The sequence below is a fragment of the Staphylococcus sp. HMSC65H10 genome (assembly GCF_001839185.1).
Classification (GTDB): domain Bacteria; phylum Bacillota; class Bacilli; order Staphylococcales; family Staphylococcaceae; genus Staphylococcus; species Staphylococcus simulans.
This window is the reverse complement of sequence record NZ_KV840355.1, coordinates 17,764-33,002: the sequence shown is the minus strand read 5'-3', so window position 1 is coordinate 33,002 and position 15,239 is coordinate 17,764. Positions and strand designations below refer to the sequence as shown.

Annotated in this window: 16 protein-coding genes and 2 tRNA genes; all 18 read right to left on the bottom strand. The window is 35.2% G+C overall.

Annotated features, from left to right (window positions below; genetic code table 11):
- Nucleotides 1–74, bottom strand: a tRNA-Gly gene (locus HMPREF3270_RS07655).
- A 28-nt stretch (nt 75–102) separates the two neighbouring features.
- A tRNA-Leu gene (locus HMPREF3270_RS07650) sits at nt 103–185 on the bottom strand.
- Nucleotides 186–453: 268 nt separating this feature from the next.
- On the bottom strand, nt 454–906 hold the full coding sequence (locus tag HMPREF3270_RS07645; protein ID WP_002481745.1) for a SprT family protein: 453 nt from the start codon (nt 904–906) through the stop codon (nt 454–456).
- Nucleotides 907–913: 7 nt separating this feature from the next.
- On the bottom strand, nt 914–3,064 hold the full coding sequence (locus tag HMPREF3270_RS07640; protein ID WP_070848600.1) for a Tex family protein: 2,151 nt from the start codon (nt 3,062–3,064) through the stop codon (nt 914–916).
- Nucleotides 3,065–3,179: 115 nt separating this feature from the next.
- Nucleotides 3,180–3,950 carry an RNA polymerase sigma factor SigB gene (gene sigB / locus HMPREF3270_RS07635; RefSeq protein WP_002481747.1) on the bottom strand — a complete coding sequence of 257 codons (771 nt, stop codon included), beginning with the start codon at nt 3,948–3,950 and terminating at the stop codon, nt 3,180–3,182.
- Nucleotides 3,925–4,404: an anti-sigma B factor RsbW gene (gene rsbW / locus HMPREF3270_RS07630; protein ID WP_023016096.1), complete on the bottom strand. Its 480-nt coding sequence runs from the start codon at nt 4,402–4,404 to the stop codon at nt 3,925–3,927. The genes sigB and rsbW overlap by 26 nt, the downstream gene beginning before the upstream one ends.
- Nucleotide 4,405: 1 nt before the next feature.
- Nucleotides 4,406–4,732, bottom strand: coding sequence for an anti-sigma factor antagonist (locus HMPREF3270_RS07625; protein ID WP_002481749.1), 327 nt, complete (start codon nt 4,730–4,732; stop codon nt 4,406–4,408).
- A 75-nt stretch (nt 4,733–4,807) separates the two neighbouring features.
- Nucleotides 4,808–5,809, bottom strand: a complete 1,002-nt coding sequence (locus HMPREF3270_RS07620) for a SpoIIE family protein phosphatase (RefSeq protein WP_002481750.1) — start codon at nt 5,807–5,809, stop codon at nt 4,808–4,810.
- A gap of 291 nt (nt 5,810–6,100) precedes the next feature.
- Complete coding sequence (locus HMPREF3270_RS07615; protein WP_031262808.1) at nt 6,101–6,451, bottom strand: type II toxin-antitoxin system PemK/MazF family toxin; 351 nt, start codon at nt 6,449–6,451, stop codon at nt 6,101–6,103.
- Complete coding sequence (gene mazE, locus HMPREF3270_RS07610; protein ID WP_023016097.1) at nt 6,448–6,615, bottom strand: type II toxin-antitoxin system antitoxin MazE; 168 nt, start codon at nt 6,613–6,615, stop codon at nt 6,448–6,450. Before mazE ends, HMPREF3270_RS07615 begins: the two co-directional genes overlap by 4 nt.
- A gap of 80 nt (nt 6,616–6,695) precedes the next feature.
- The gene (gene alr, locus HMPREF3270_RS07605; protein ID WP_070848601.1) at nt 6,696–7,850 is read right to left on the bottom strand and encodes an alanine racemase; all 1,155 of its coding nucleotides are present in this window, start codon (nt 7,848–7,850) and stop codon (nt 6,696–6,698) included.
- A 79-nt stretch (nt 7,851–7,929) separates the two neighbouring features.
- Entirely contained in the window at nt 7,930–8,283 is a 354-nt protein-coding gene (gene acpS / locus HMPREF3270_RS07600) for a holo-ACP synthase (RefSeq protein ID WP_070626517.1), read from the bottom strand.
- A 1-nt stretch (nt 8,284) separates the two neighbouring features.
- Nucleotides 8,285–8,782, bottom strand: coding sequence for a PH domain-containing protein (locus HMPREF3270_RS07595; RefSeq protein ID WP_070848602.1), 498 nt, complete (start codon nt 8,780–8,782; stop codon nt 8,285–8,287).
- Nucleotides 8,775–10,268: a PH domain-containing protein gene (locus HMPREF3270_RS07590; protein WP_070848603.1), complete on the bottom strand. Its 1,494-nt coding sequence runs from the start codon at nt 10,266–10,268 to the stop codon at nt 8,775–8,777. Before HMPREF3270_RS07590 ends, HMPREF3270_RS07595 begins: the two co-directional genes overlap by 8 nt.
- Nucleotides 10,261–10,725 carry a PH domain-containing protein gene (locus HMPREF3270_RS07585; RefSeq protein ID WP_070848604.1) on the bottom strand — a complete coding sequence of 155 codons (465 nt, stop codon included), beginning with the start codon at nt 10,723–10,725 and terminating at the stop codon, nt 10,261–10,263. Before HMPREF3270_RS07585 ends, HMPREF3270_RS07590 begins: the two co-directional genes overlap by 8 nt.
- 146 nt (nt 10,726–10,871) lie before the next feature.
- On the bottom strand, nt 10,872–12,380 hold the full coding sequence (locus HMPREF3270_RS07580; protein ID WP_002481757.1) for a degradosome RNA helicase CshA: 1,509 nt from the start codon (nt 12,378–12,380) through the stop codon (nt 10,872–10,874).
- Nucleotides 12,381–12,703: 323 nt separating this feature from the next.
- Nucleotides 12,704–14,068, bottom strand: coding sequence for a UDP-N-acetylmuramoyl-tripeptide--D-alanyl-D-alanine ligase (gene murF / locus HMPREF3270_RS07575; RefSeq protein ID WP_070848605.1), 1,365 nt, complete (start codon nt 14,066–14,068; stop codon nt 12,704–12,706).
- Nucleotides 14,069–14,082: 14 nt separating this feature from the next.
- Nucleotides 14,083–15,153 carry a D-alanine--D-alanine ligase gene (locus HMPREF3270_RS07570; RefSeq protein WP_070848606.1) on the bottom strand — a complete coding sequence of 357 codons (1,071 nt, stop codon included), beginning with the start codon at nt 15,151–15,153 and terminating at the stop codon, nt 14,083–14,085.
- Nucleotides 15,154–15,239 lie beyond the last annotated feature (86 nt).

Genomic DNA, 15,239 nt, shown 5'->3' with positions numbered 1-15,239 from the left:
TGGAGCGGGTGATGGGAATCGAACCCACAACATCAGCTTGGAAGGCTGAGGTTTTGCCATTAAACTACACCCGCATATATTCGTAAATTAATGAAATGTTGATGCGGCCGAGAGGACTTGAACCTCCACGGGATCTCTCCCACTAGGCCCTCAACCTAGCGCGTCTGCCATTCCGCCACGACCGCTTGGGTTTGATTTCATTAATCATTTATTTTAACAACGTACTCTATTGTAACACTCTCGTAATATCATGTCAATAACTTTTTAAAAGTTTTTAACATAGTGTTAAAGTTCGTTTCAAATATTTAATGTCGTTTTTTTAGGACATGAACTATCATATAACATTCTCAGAGTTGAGTCAACACTAAAGTTCATATTTCCTTATTTTTATTTTAATCGTAGTAAAAAACCGAGCATCCAAGGCATAACACCTTAGATACTCGGTATTGATTACTATAATTTCTTTTGTAGTTTTAACTTACCGTGACAATGACCACAAACCATCTTTCGTGTATTCACTTTTTTAATGCGCAAGAAAGATTTTTTGCATGATTGACATTGATATACATAGTTCGCCCGTTCTTCATAACTTTTAACAGCACTGCAAAATCTTGGTGCACCAACTTTTTGACTTAACTGCTTAAATTCTTTGTCTTTATGTTGGTAACCTCGTTTTTGCAGATGGAGATGATAATGACATAGTTCATGTTTGATAATATCAATAATAGCCGCTTCTCCAAACTGTTCATATTGTTTCGGATTGATTTCGATATTATGAGACTGCAACAAATATCTTCCGCCTGTTGTTCTTAACCTATTATTGAAATAAGCCTCGTGTTTGAATTCCCATCCAAATGATTGTCTGGAAATTTTCTCTGTAAGTTGTTGCAACTTCTCATTATCCATCCAGTTATTACTCATTAGGATTAATCATTGTCAATGAAACTTTATTTTTTACTGTATCTGTATCAAGTACCCAAACATCTACAATATCTCCTACATTGACAATATCCATTGGATTTTTCACGAAACGTTTCGCTAATTGAGATATATGCACTAAGCCATCTTGTTTAACACCGACATCTACAAATGCACCAAAGTCAACGACATTTCGAACAGTACCGCTCAATTTCATTCCTTTGGTTAAATCTTCTAAAGATAATACGTTGGATTTTAAAATCGGCGTTTCATATTCATCACGTGGATCTCGATTAGGTGCAATCAACGCAGCCACAATGTCTTCTAGAGTTGGTAGACCTACGTTTAATTGCTCAGCAGATTGTTTTAAGTCTAGTTTGTTCAATACCTCTTTAAGATGTGTTGTACCTAGATCTTCTGCACTCAAACCTTGTTGCTCTAATAATTGATATGCAATCGCATAACTTTCAGGGTGAATTGATGTATTATCTAACGGCTCTTTACCATTTACAATACGTAAGAATCCGATACTTTGTTCAAACGTTTTAGGGCCTAGACGTTTTACTTTGGCAATTTGTTTGTGATGGTTAATGACACCATTTTCTTCGCGATAATCAATAATGTTTTGTGCGATTTGCGGTGATAAACCTGAAACATGTTGCAATAATGAACGTGAAGCTGTATTCACATCTACACCAACTTGGTTAACGGCTGTTTCTACTACGAAATTCAAAGCATTTTCAAGTGCTTTTTGGTTAACATCATGTTGATATTGACCTACACCAATTGATTTTGGATCAATTTTTACTAACTCACTCAACGGATCTTGTACACGACGTCCTATGGAAACAGCACTTCTTTCTTCTACTTGGAAATCAGGAAATTCTGTTCTTGCGATTTCAGATGCAGAATAAACAGACGCACCCGCTTCGTTCACAATAATAAATTGAACATCTAAGGTATGTTTTTGAATTAAGTCAGCCACAAATTGTTCAGTTTCACGACTTGCCGTACCATTACCAATAGCTACTAATTTAACATCATAATCATTGATAAATTGTAAAAATGTTTTTTCTGCTTGCGCTGTTTTTGAAACTGGAGGATGCGGATACATCACACCTTTTGCAATAAACGTACCATACGGATTAATTACAGCCAATTTGCACCCTGTTCTAAATGCAGGGTCAACACCTAAAATTTGTTTTCCTTTCAATGGTGGTTGTAATAATAAATGTTTTAAGTTAACACTGAATACATCAATCGCATGATTCTCAGCTTTAGTCGTCAAATCAGTGCGAATTTCTCGCTCGATTGATGGCATAATCAAACGTTTCATACTATCTTTAATTGCCGCTTCAATATAAGTTGTACCTTCATGCTGACCTTTAATTTCTTGGCGTGCAATTTCTCTTTCTAATGAATCTGTATCCATTTCAATCTTCACTGATAATACTTTTTCTTTTTCGCCGCGATTCATCGCTAATATTCTATGGTTGGCTATTTTATGAATCGGCTCTGAAAATTCATAGTACATTTCATATGTCTTTTTCTCATCTTCTGCTTTTTTCTTTTTCTGACTTGTGATGAGTCCTCGTTTTTGTGTCTGTGTCAAAATTTTATTTCTGTATTTAGGATTATCAGAAACCCATTCTGCAATAATATCTTGTGCACCTGCTAACGCATCAGCAACTGATGTCACTTCTTCATTTAAAAATGCTTCTGCATAAGTTTTAGGTGATTGATCAATACTACTTTGCATCAACCATTTTGCTAAAGGCTCTAATCCTTTTCGTTTAGCTTCTGTTGCACGTGTTTTTTTCTTTTGTTTAAACGGTCTATATAAATCTTCCACACGTTGCAACTTCGTTTGTTTTAAAATATCCGCTTTTAACTGGTCATCTAATAAACCTTGTTGTTCTATGTTATGTAAAACTTCTTCTTTTCTCTTTTGAAGCTGTTCCATGTAATGATATTCGTCTGCAATCTTTTTAATTTCGACCTCATCTAGTCCACCTGTACGCTCTTTTCGATAACGTGCGATGAATGGAACTGTGTTATTTTCTTCTAGTAATGCTAGCACTTCAGTAATTTGTTTTTTTGAAAAGTGATGTTGTTTTTCAATTGAGTTGATTAATTCGTTATTCAATATCTGCACCTCAAATTCATTTTCTTGTTTCCATAGTATCATAAGAATAGAAAAAGACTGAAATACATAATGTATCTCAGCCCTTTCTAAAGATTGCGATTCTTTATTTTCGGCATTATTTCTTCGCCGCTTGTTGTAACTTTTTAATTGCATTACGTTGCAATCGTGAGACATGCATTTGACTTAAGCCAATGCGTTCACCTGTTTCTTTCTGACTTAACCCTTCAATGAAAGTACATTGAATAATTTCACGTTCACGATCAGATAAAATAGGTAAGATTCTTTCTAAAATCATTCGTTTCTCGGTTAAATCATAACCATCTTCTTGCTCACCCATAATATCAAGTAACGTGACCGTTGAACCATCCTTATCTGCCTCAATGGAATGGTCTACACTTAACGCATTGTAACTTTGTCCCATTTCCATCGCTTCTAATACTTCTTCTTCTGTAACTTCTAATCTATCTGCGATTTCGGCAATTGATGGCGAACGTTCAAGTTCATTTGTTAATTCATCAGTGGTCTTTTTAATTCTTGGACCAATTTCTTTGATACGTCTTGGAACATGAACGCTCCAAGTCTTATCTCTTAAGTATCTTTTAATTTCACCGATTACCGTAGGCACCAAGAAGGCTTCGAACTTTCTGCCAAAATTGATATCAAATCGATTTATGGCACCAATAAGTCCTACCATTCCTACTTGAACCAAGTCTTCATGGTGTGATTGTCCTTTTGAATATTTGAAAGCTAAAGATTCAATCAATTTTTGATAATGTCTGACAAGTTTGTCTTGGGCACTGGTATTTTCTTCATTCTGATGTTGTCTGATCCATTCGTTGATTTGTTGTGGTGAAATATCGTTAGTTGATTTCGACTCTTTCGCCATTATTGTGCACCTGCTCTTTTTTTATATACTTGATCATGCTTATCGTTACACCATTGTCCTTGTTTACTTTAACTTCATCCATCAATGACTCAATTAAGAATAAACCTAATCCGCCTTCTCTTAAGAAGTCTATATTTTCATTTTCACTGTATGGACCAAGTTCTTTTTTCTTCTCTTCGTAATCGAAGCTCTTGCCTTGGTCAGAAATAACAACTCTAATTTTATCATCGTAAATTTCAAAACATAAATAAATAGAGGGATCGATTTCTTCTTCTTTGTATGCATGTTTTACAGCATTTGTGACTGCTTCACTTACCGCAATTTTAGCATCTTCGATATCTTCATATGAAGCACCCGCACGTGAAAACACGCCCGATAATGTTAATCGGATTAAACTGACATATTCAGCTTGTGCCGGCAGCTTCATTTCAATTACATTCCGCTTCGCTTCCATGTCATTCTACCTCCGATCCTTCATTTACGTGCATCAAGTCGCTTAAACCTGTAATTTCGAATAAACGGCTGATACGTTCTGAAGCGCCGATAATATATAATTCTTTATCATTTTGATTTAATGCTTTCAATGTTCCTACAAATAAACCAAGTCCAGTGGAATCCATGTAACTTACATTCGTCAAGTTAACATATACGTCATGTGTACCCTCTTGTTTAATTGGTGTTAAAACTTGTTCCAATTCAGGTACAGTATAAACGTCTAGTTCTCCTCCGACTTTAATTTCATAATACCCATCATGTTCTTGTGTCTCTATATTCAAATTCATTCAGTGATACACTCCAGTCTGTTCATATTTCAAACACTAGTTTACCCATTTTGTTTAAAGGTTAATCATTTTTATTTAATTTACTCGCTTAATAATTAAGATTGTTAAGTCATCGCGCTTGCCTGACTTTTGAATGCCAAGTAAATCTTCATACAATAACTGTACAATATCTTGCGGATGCAGATTTTTATACTTATGTATAAAATCTAATAAATAATCTGTCTCTATAAATTTACCGTTTTCATCCCTGATTTCAGTCACACCATCAGTAAAGATAATAATCAAATCATTTAAATGAATTTGAATTTCCTGCTGCTTGTAGCGTTCTAATTGTCTAACACCAAGCACACGCCCTTTAACAGAAATTTCTTCAAATCTGTCTTCGGCAGCTCTGAAAATATAACCTGGTTCATGACCTGCCGAACTGCAGTATAATAAATGATTCATTTCTTCATATAAGCCATAAAACATCGTCACAAACATATCTTGGTTGACGTTTTTCTCAACTACACGATTCAGACGTTTTAAACCATCACTTGGTAATTGTGAATGCCCATATGAATCCATTCCGAATTTAATCATACTCATTGCGAGCGCTGCAGGAATACCTTTACCAATGACATCCGCTACCGCAAAACTCATCGTTCCATCTTTATGATCAATTAAATTAAAGTAGTCCCCACTTACTTTTTGCGCTGCAACAGAAATAACCCCAATTTGAATACTGTCGAATTGAGGTATCTCAGTTTGCAGCATCGTTTGTTGTAAACGTGAAGCTAAATCCATTTCTTTATCATGGTAATAGAGTTTATCTACCATTTCTTGATAATCTTGATAGCTATATCCGAAAATACTTGCGATAATTTTCAATAACTCAAATGTAGCGAAGACTTGTTCTTTAGTTAAGTCCATTTCTTTGGCACATTCTCTATGAATATCAAGTACATCTTCTGCATGGATATGTTTTTCTAAAATTTCTTGACCGAAGCCTTCAAATTGCTTAATAACCGTTTCCTTATTATAGGACTCTACATAAGACTTCATTAATTGCATATATCTTTTTTTGAAATTTTCCAATTGCGTTGTCCCTCTCTTTATACCAGTTTCGCCGTCTACCCAGTAACCACACATACTTATTTAAATCTTGTTTGATGAAATAAAAAGAGGTCGAAAGTCACATTTCAGCACCATAGTAAAATGCTGTATCACACTATGATAAAAATCGAGCAATAAGCAAAGTTGCTAAGCAGGCTGAAAATGTTGCTTCACCTCTTTTAAATCGTTCATTTGAATGAACTGGATTGTTCAGCATAAACTGATACAACCACTTCTCATTTAGTTGTTTACACATATGATTGAAATCGGTTCCTAATTTTTATGTGTCAAGCCTAAACTAATTCCAATCGCGTTATCAATTTCTTTCATCTTCTCATCTGAAAGATAAGTCAATTTCTCTTTCAAACGTTTTTTATCAACTGTTCTAATCTGTTCAAGTAATATAACAGAATCTTTATCTAATTTGTATTTACTCTTTTCAATTTCAACATGTGTTGGAATTTTCGCCTTATTAATACGCCCAGTAATCGCGGCTACAATTACCGTCGGACTGTACTTATTGCCAGTGTCATTTTGTATAATTACAACAGGTCTAACTCCCCCTTGTTCAGAACCTTGCACTGGTGATAAATCAGCTAAATAAACATCGCCTCTCCTCATCATTCATCCTTATCAAATGTAAGATAAGATTCATTGCAATCACAGGCTTCACATTCCACTGAAAATGCCTCCGTTGCTAGGGAGAGATTCAAATCAGCCATTTGTGAATAGCCTTCTTTTAATGACTGTTCCAAACTATAGCTTCTATTCTGATTAAAAGTTGACATAGGTAAGACCTCCAAGAAATAAAGAACTTCTAAACTAATATTCAAATTAATCATAACAAATTTCAAAATTCATGACCATACTATTTTTGCAATTCGTTGACAATATCAAATTCTTTTTCTGGTTCATAAATTCTTGGCACACGTCTGCCGATACGACAAAGCACTTCATAATTGATAGTTTGTTGTTGATGTGCCAATGAAGTTAATGATTCAGGTCCTTGATGTTCGCGGTTCAATAACGTTGCTGTATCCCCAACTTCAAATGTGTCATCTTCTGGTAAAACCACCATCATTTGATCCATACAAACGCGTCCGATAATTTCACAATGATGGCCATTGATTTCTACTGTTGCGCCTTGCATCATGCGTGGGAATCCATCTGCATAACCCACACCTAAAATAGCGATTTTCAATGCTCGGTCAGCAGTAAAGGTAGAACCATAGCTGACAGTATCCCCTAAGTTTAAACGTTTGATTTCCATAATTTCGGTTGCCCAGTAAGCGCTTGGATAAAGCACTGCATTTGTCACTTCTTCTACATATTCAGACGGGTAATAACCATATAACGAAATACCAGTACGCACCATATTACAAATAGGTGCTTCATGCAGAATTGTACCTGCAGAATTTTGAGAATGGACATAAGGAGGATGTGGTAAAGTATTCACCCAATCTTCAAATACTTGGTATTGTTCATGTGTATGTGGTGAATCTTCATCTGCTTGCGCAAAATGAGTAAACACACCTTCAAAAACTAATTGATCATGTTGACTGATTGTATCAACGATTTTTTGATAATCCTCAAGTGTCTTAATACCTAGACGCCCCATGCCTGTATCAATTTTGACATGCAGCCATAAATCTTTTTTATTTTCAGGCTCAATCTGCTCTATTACCGCTTCCAACCATTGGTATGAAGGAACGGTTAAGGCAACACGATGTTGAATCGCTTTATTAATATCATTCGGCATAACGACACCTAATATTAAAATTTTGGCGTCTATCCCATGCATGCGCAATTCAATTGCTTCGTCTAATGTAGCGACCGCAAAAAATTCTGCACCGTGTTTTTCTAGATAATGTGCAACTTTCACACTACCCAGTCCATATGCATTTGCTTTAATGACAGGCATTACTGTTTTGTTTGGTTGTAGTTTTCCTAGTACTTGGTAGTTTTTTAAAATCGCTTCTAAGTCTACCTTTAAATACGTAGGGCGATAAAATTTATCCGCCATAGCGTCATCTCCTTTAACCAAGTAAAATGTATTACTACTATAATACTTTCTGACTCATTTTATCAATACTCAATTTATTTTATATTTTTTCAAGCAATACTTGGCTTGTCGCATAATTTTTCGTGTGAGAGATACTGACATGAACTTTGAATCCTTCAAAGTGAATATAAGGACGACCTAATTCATCATTCTTACAATTAATATCTTGGAAACTGATTTGTTTGCCGATGCCTGTACCTAACGCTTTACTGAACGCTTCTTTACATGCAAAACGTCCAGCTAAAAATTCTGCTTGTCGTTGTGGATGTGAAAATGAATGGAACTTGTCCAGTTCATCTTGACTCAATACTTTTTCTGGAAATCTCTTCTGACGTTCTAACATTGTTTTGATACGATCAATTTCAATCAAATCGATACCTATACCATAAATCACTTTATTCACCCGCTTCTTCTTCTGACATCTCATTCTTATCATGAATATGTTTAATATCATACATAATTTGTTGGGCTGTTGCTTTATTTATCAACAATATCTCACTATCTCCGCCTGCAGTTGACAGTGTCAATGTTGCTAATTGCCATTTACGCATCAACCAACCTTCATTAATATCTATATTTTGAATTCTGAATAAAGGGATATATTTTAAACTTACAAAAATCATACCTTCTTGAACTAGAATTTGATTGGTTTCCAATAAATAACCATGTTGCTTATTTTTCAGCCAAGGATTAAGCAAGCATGTCCATATGAATACAAATAATACTAACACAATCGCAATAATCACAATCCACTTCAACGCACCTTTAGACAAGAGATGCAGCCAAAGATACTCTACAGTAATTAATGCTGCAAAGACTAAAACAATCAGTAATGTTTGGATTAAACCTGAAATCAATAACACTTTCTTTCCTTCTTGCGCCATTCTATGCATCGTCATCCTCCTCCACATACCATTGTTTTAGTTGCTCTGCTGCTTCATTGTCTATAAATCGTAAGCCTATGTCCATACTCCCTAGACCTTTTGCAGCTGAAAATGCAAAATCAGACAAACCTACGCGTTTCATAAACCAGTTCTGTGATTTATCAAACCCAAGTAACTTATCTTTTTTCGCGTAAAAATAACGCGTTCTCATTAATTGAGATTTTTTTACAGTTAAAGTTGTTCGATCTGTTTTAAATCCTGAGTAACGAACCGTAATAATACTGTTAATCAAGACTAAAAGACATGCAATTAGCGCTAGTGCTAAATACCACCATGACCAAAAATATGTACTTATAATACCAGCAATTAAAAGCATGCCCATCCCAATTTGCGCATGACGACGAATACCGCCAAATGGCAATCCTGTTTCAACTTCTTCAAACGCAATGGAAGGAACTAATTGCTCAATCATACGATAAGCTTTTTGTCGTTTTACAAAAGGCAAAATCATAATATCACCAGAAGCCGTTGTGGAACCTTCTGTCTGTTTTGCGTCACTTGTAATAATAAAATATACAGACGTATAACCGATAAAGCGACGTATAAATGATTGTTTTTCTACGACAGCTTGAATTCTGCGTGTAGCGACGTTAATGGTTTTCACATTCAACAAGCCATAACGGATATGCAACTGTTCATTCTTCTCACTTAATGTATAGCCATAGTACCGGACAAATTCTATAATAACACCGATAATATAAGCTAAAAATAAAGCGAGAATAATTAATCCTGCTACGACTAAATATGCAGCTTGTGCAATCCAATCAAATTGATGAAACAATTTATCCCAAGGGATAATTTCTTGGAAAGTACCTAAAAGAGGTCCTAAAGTAACTAAAGCAATTCCGATAGAACCACTGGATAACGCCATAAAGATTAATTCTTTCAACGAGAGTTTAAAAATTTGTGTAGATTGCTCCGTTGTCATTGTATGAGACGCTGGTTGTTCCTCTTCACTCGTTTCACCCATTAATTCATCTTCATAATCTTTTGTTGCTTGCTCTGATCTGACTGCTTGTTCTATTAAATTGAATTGATTTTTTGAGACAATTTGTAACTTGATACCATCACTAGGTGTTTTAATTTCCATAATGACTCCGCCAAAGATTCGATTCACAATATCTTGTGAGGAATCAAAAGCTTGGATTCTTTGAATATCCAGTTCTTTTCGTATTTTATTAAAGACGCCTTTGGTCACGACAAAATGATGCCCTTCTATCCAATAGCGTGTAGAATACACTTCTAATGCATTATAGATAAAAGAAAATAAAAATATAGCTGTTAAAAAAGCTGGCCATATATACGATTTTACATCGGTAAAGTTAAAGTTGTTGATATTGAAAATAAAGATAACAATAACGACTATATTTTGCTTAATTGTAGTAATTAACCCTGTGAGATATGACAGTGGGTGTAATCTTTGTGGATTATACATCTGCATCTACCTCCTCAAGTCGGCGCATACAAACGGATTCTATAGATATTGCTTCATCTTCTGTCAATATCGGTAATGTGACAACATGACCTGCAGTAATAATAGAAAGTTTATAAATTTTGAACGCTAATAAAATAGGGCCTCTTTCTCTTTCTACATATTGTATTCTGTCATATTTAAGCACTTGTTGCTTTTGAAAGAAGAATCGTGACTCAATTGATACATAATGTTCTTGCAATAGATAAAAGCGATAGTTCCATATAATCCAAGGATGGATGATTTTATATAGGAAACTCATGGCCAATAAAATGATAAGCAGGTTTAGCACCCAAGGTGACCACGTAAAATGATGATACAAGAATACTAAGCCGCTAAAAACTAATATTTCTATTAAAAACTCAATGAAATAGCGGATGTAATAGTACCCTACTACGCGGCGTGGACTTTTTTTAGACATAAGGTCACTTCGCACCTTTCTATGTATTTTAGCTATCAGTCATATTTTAACAATGATTAACATTATTTTGTTAAAAATTTATAGATTTCTATAAATAGAAAACCGCTTCGAATTTCTTCGAAACGGTTTGAAATCATTGGGTATTCTTATTTTTGCATGTCTGCGAATGTACGACCTTTAATCGGTTTTTTATGATCTTTTTTATCGTGTTTTTGTTTTTTACCATTAAATTTGCCTTTACCGCGACGGTTTTTGTTATCAAATTTATTGTTTGAACGTTTATTAGAAGGTTTGCCTCCACGACGAGGACCTTTCGCATTATGACGACCTTTGCGTGCAAGTGGTTTTTCGAATGTTAATTGAACTTCTACTTCATCATTTGACTCTACTAATTCTTGTAATAATGCAGCTACTAATTCTACATCATCATATTCATTTAATAATTGAGAAGAGATATTTTGTAGACGTTCTGAATGTTCTTGATTCATCCATTTTTCTACTTTTTCTTTAATATCATTTTCGCGTGCACGTAATACTTCTTTACGATGTGGTGGTCTTAACGCTTTCATACGTCTATTATTTGTATCTTCGATTTGACGGATATAGTCCATTTCAATCGGGTTAACGAATGTAACCGCGATACCTTTTTTACCGGCACGGCCTGTACGTCCGATACGGTGAGTATAACTTTCAGTATCTTGAGGAATGTCGAAGTTGTATACATGGCTGACACCTGAAATATCTAAACCACGTGCTGCAACGTCTGTCGCAACTAAAATATCGATTTGGTCATTTTTAAATTTCTTCAAGACTTCTAAACGTTTTGCTTGTGTAATATCACCATGCAAACCTTCAGCTTTGTAGCCTTTTGAAATTAATGCACTTGTTAATTCGTCTACACGACGTTTTGTACGACCGAAGACAATTGCTAATTCTGGTTGGTGGACATCTAAGAAGTTGGTAAATGTTTCGAATTTCTCTAATTCTTTAACGATTGTGTAGTATTCATCAATTTGCGGATCTGACATTTCGTTATTCATTGTTTTAACGATTTTAGGGTCTTTCATGAATTGTTGTACTAAAGCTTGGATGGCTTTAGGCATTGTTGCTGAGAACAACATTGTTTGACGATTTTCTGATGGAATATGGTCCATAATGAATCTCATATCGTCGATGAAGCCCATGTTCATCATTTCATCCGCTTCATCAATAATTAATGTGTGGATATCATTTGTTTTAAGTGTACGACGGTTCAAGTGGTCAATGACACGTCCTGGTGTACCTACAACAATTTGCGGTCCTTTTTTCAACGCTTTAATTTGGCGTCCGATCGGCATACCACCGAAAACTGTTACGACTTGTACGCGTTGTCCGCGACTGAATGCACGTAATTGTTCCGCAACTTGCATTGCAAGTTCGCGTGTAGGTGCTAAAATCAGTGCTTGTACGCCTTCTTTTCCGACAACTTTCTCAATTAACGGAATACCAAACGCTCCCGTTTTACCTGTACCTGTTTGCGCTTGTCCTAAAATATCTAAACCGTGCAATGCAAACGGAATACTATCATTTTGTATAGGAGTCGGTTCTTCGAAGCCCATATTAGCAAGCGTTTCAGCAGTTTGTTCTGAAACACCTAAGTCTATAAATTTTTGCAAAATAATTCTCCTTTATATATGGTCGAGACGACTTTGATGAATTTGTGCTCTCTTTATTTCAGTAGATATACATCATCTATCAGTTTCATTTTCATCTAAAAATGATAAAAAATGAGCGGTTAATACTTTAACAATTATTCTGTATGGATACAGAACTAATGAGCACCCGCCCCCACCTTGTCTTTAATTTTTCATCAACTTCTATATAGTACCACCTTAAGCCCATTATAGCAATCATGCAATTCTCACTAGAAAGCAAAAAAGTCAGTAAGATGATAGGATTTCTCGTAATAAGAAATTTCATCATCTCGCTGACTTTCTAATTAATTTTGTTCTAATAGAGCTTGTGCTACTTCTTCTAAAGCCATACCTCTTGAACCCTTAATCAACACATTATCTTTTGGTTGAACATGTGCTAACGTATATTCGATTAATTGTGTTTTATCATCAAAATGTTCGGCAGTCTCTACAAATGCTTTACCCGCTTGATGAATATGTGCCGCTTCTTCGCCGTAAGTCAATAAATAGTCGATACCTTTATCTTCTAAGTATTCACCTACTGAAGCATGCATTGCTGCACTGTTTTCTCCTAATTCTAGCACATCCGCTAAAATCAAGATTTTGCGTCCATCCATTGCAGATAGCGTATCAATAGCAGCTTTCATACTTGTTGGGCTGGCATTATAAGCGTCATTAATTACTGCGACATCTTGTTTAGAATGATGCAACTCCATACGCATTTGCGTCAATTGGACTTGCGCAATATTCGTTTTAATTGTTTCATAATCAAGCCCTGACAATTTGCCGACCGTAATCGCAATTGCTGCATTACGCATATTATGAATACCTAAAATAGGAATTTGATAATGTTCTTGATCATTGATACTAAACGCTATACCTAACGCATCATGTTGTTCAACATGACATACCACTTCATTCTCAGAACTTATGCCGATACTGATGGCTTGATTGTTTTCTAACGTATGAACATGCGGTACAAGTAAAGGTTCATCGCCATCATAGAGCAGTACACCTTCTGGTTTTAAACCAGCAACAATTTCAAATTTAGCTCGGGCAATACCTTCTCTAGAACCTAAATCTTGCATATGTGATTCACCGATATTGGTAATCACTGCAATATCAGGTTGTGCGATTTCAGATAGTAGTTCAATTTGATGGAAACCTGACATACCCATTTCTAAAATGGAAATTTCAGTATCCTCATCTAACTCTAAAATCGTTAATGGCATCCCAATTTCATTATTGTAATTTCCTTGTGTTTTCTTCACTTTGAAATTCGGCTTTAAGACACTTTCAATCATATCTTTAGTTGTTGTCTTACCATTAGATCCTGTTACAGCAATTACTTTTGGTTGTACGTGCTGCAAGTAAGCTTTCGCCAGTTCTTGCAGTGCTAATAAGGTATCATCAACCCAGATGACAGGACCTTCTACTGGATGTTCTGGTTTGACATCTTTTTGATAAAAAACAGCGCCTGCACCATCTTGTAATGCTTGTTCTACAAATCGATGACCATCTGTATTTTCACCTTTAAATGGGATAAACAAATTACCTTCATCAATTTTTCTTGAGTCGATTGTGACACCTTTAATTGTATGATCTAAATATTTTTCATCAATTTCACAAGGAATCCACGCTTTAATTTGTTTTAAAGTTACTTCTATCATGTAAGTACACGACCTTAATCAATTTTGTATTTGTTCTTTTGTTTTTCGATATGTTTTTCTTTCGCTAACTCAATTAATTTTGTAATCAAGTCAGAGTATGATAAGCCCATGCTTTCCCACAGACTTGGATACATACTGAATTTAGTAAATCCTGGCATCGCATTTGTTTCATTAATGTAGATTTGATTATCTTCTGTCACAAAGAAATCTGCACGTAATAAGCCTGCGCAGTCTGTTGCTTTAAATGCTTCAACTGCCATATTACGAAGTGTTGTACGTACTTCACTGTCTAATTCAGCTGGAATAGATAAACGGATATTACCATCTAAATATTTAGATTTATAGTCATAGAATGCCACATCTTTGATAACTTCCCCTGGTTCCGTTGTTTCTGGGTAATCATTACCTAATACCGCAACTTCGACTTCTCTCGCAACGACACCTTGTTCAATCACAAGTTTTCTATCGAATTGGAAAGCTTCTTCAATCCCTGCTTTTAACTCTTCTTCGTTGTTACATTTACTGATACCGACACTTGAACCTAAGTTTGCTGGTTTTACAAAGACAGGATATTCTAATTTGTCATGCACAAGTTTTAAAATATTGCTTTGATATTTGTCATACTCACTTCTTAAAAAGCTGACATATGGTAATTGCGGTAAACCTCTATGTGCAAATAATTGTTTCATGACAAGTTTATCCATTGTACTAGAAGCTGCTAACACACCATTACCGACATACGGTAAATCTAATACTTCAAATAATCCTTGAATTGTTCCGTCTTCACCATTCGGTCCGTGTAATAATGGGAATATTGCTGAATATGGCTGTCCAGAACTGCTGTTTGTAAGCAAGCTGGAAATTTCACCTTCTTTTACATCTTCTAGGCGCAAGGTTTCTGTATCTTCCACACTATCGACGATGTTATCTTTCTTTTTCCAAGCACCATCATTTGTAATGTAGATAATATCTACTTGGTACTTATCTTTATCAATAGCATTTAAGACATTCTGCGCAGTTAAAATAGAAACATCATGTTCCGCGCTTTTTCCACCATAAATGATACATATATTTTCTTTAGCCATGTTCTTTCCTCCAAACGCATTGTTAAACTTTATTTTATCACGATTTCCTAATTTATTGCATGTCAAACCTGAGAAATTAAAGTCAT

Coding starts and splice junctions, on each gene's coding strand:
- murF (WP_070848605.1), bottom strand. CDS start 14,068: ATGATAGAAGTAACTTTAAAACAAATTAAAGCGTGGATTCCTTGTGAA.
- sigB (WP_002481747.1), bottom strand. CDS start 3,950: ATGGCGAAAGAGTCGAAATCAACTAACGATATTTCACCACAACAAATC.
- HMPREF3270_RS07625 (WP_002481749.1), bottom strand. CDS start 4,732: ATGAATTTGAATATAGAGACACAAGAACATGATGGGTATTATGAAATT.
- HMPREF3270_RS07615 (WP_031262808.1), bottom strand. CDS start 6,451: ATGATGAGGAGAGGCGATGTTTATTTAGCTGATTTATCACCAGTGCAA.
- HMPREF3270_RS07570 (WP_070848606.1), bottom strand. CDS start 15,153: ATGGCTAAAGAAAATATATGTATCATTTATGGTGGAAAAAGCGCGGAA.
- HMPREF3270_RS07595 (WP_070848602.1), bottom strand. CDS start 8,782: ATGCATAGAATGGCGCAAGAAGGAAAGAAAGTGTTATTGATTTCAGGT.
- mazE (WP_023016097.1), bottom strand. CDS start 6,615: ATGTCAACTTTTAATCAGAATAGAAGCTATAGTTTGGAACAGTCATTA.
- alr (WP_070848601.1), bottom strand. CDS start 7,850: ATGGCGGATAAATTTTATCGCCCTACGTATTTAAAGGTAGACTTAGAA.
- HMPREF3270_RS07585 (WP_070848604.1), bottom strand. CDS start 10,725: ATGTCTAAAAAAAGTCCACGCCGCGTAGTAGGGTACTATTACATCCGC.
- HMPREF3270_RS07590 (WP_070848603.1), bottom strand. CDS start 10,268: ATGTATAATCCACAAAGATTACACCCACTGTCATATCTCACAGGGTTA.
- HMPREF3270_RS07645 (WP_002481745.1), bottom strand. CDS start 906: ATGGATAATGAGAAGTTGCAACAACTTACAGAGAAAATTTCCAGACAA.
- rsbW (WP_023016096.1), bottom strand. CDS start 4,404: ATGGAAGCGAAGCGGAATGTAATTGAAATGAAGCTGCCGGCACAAGCT.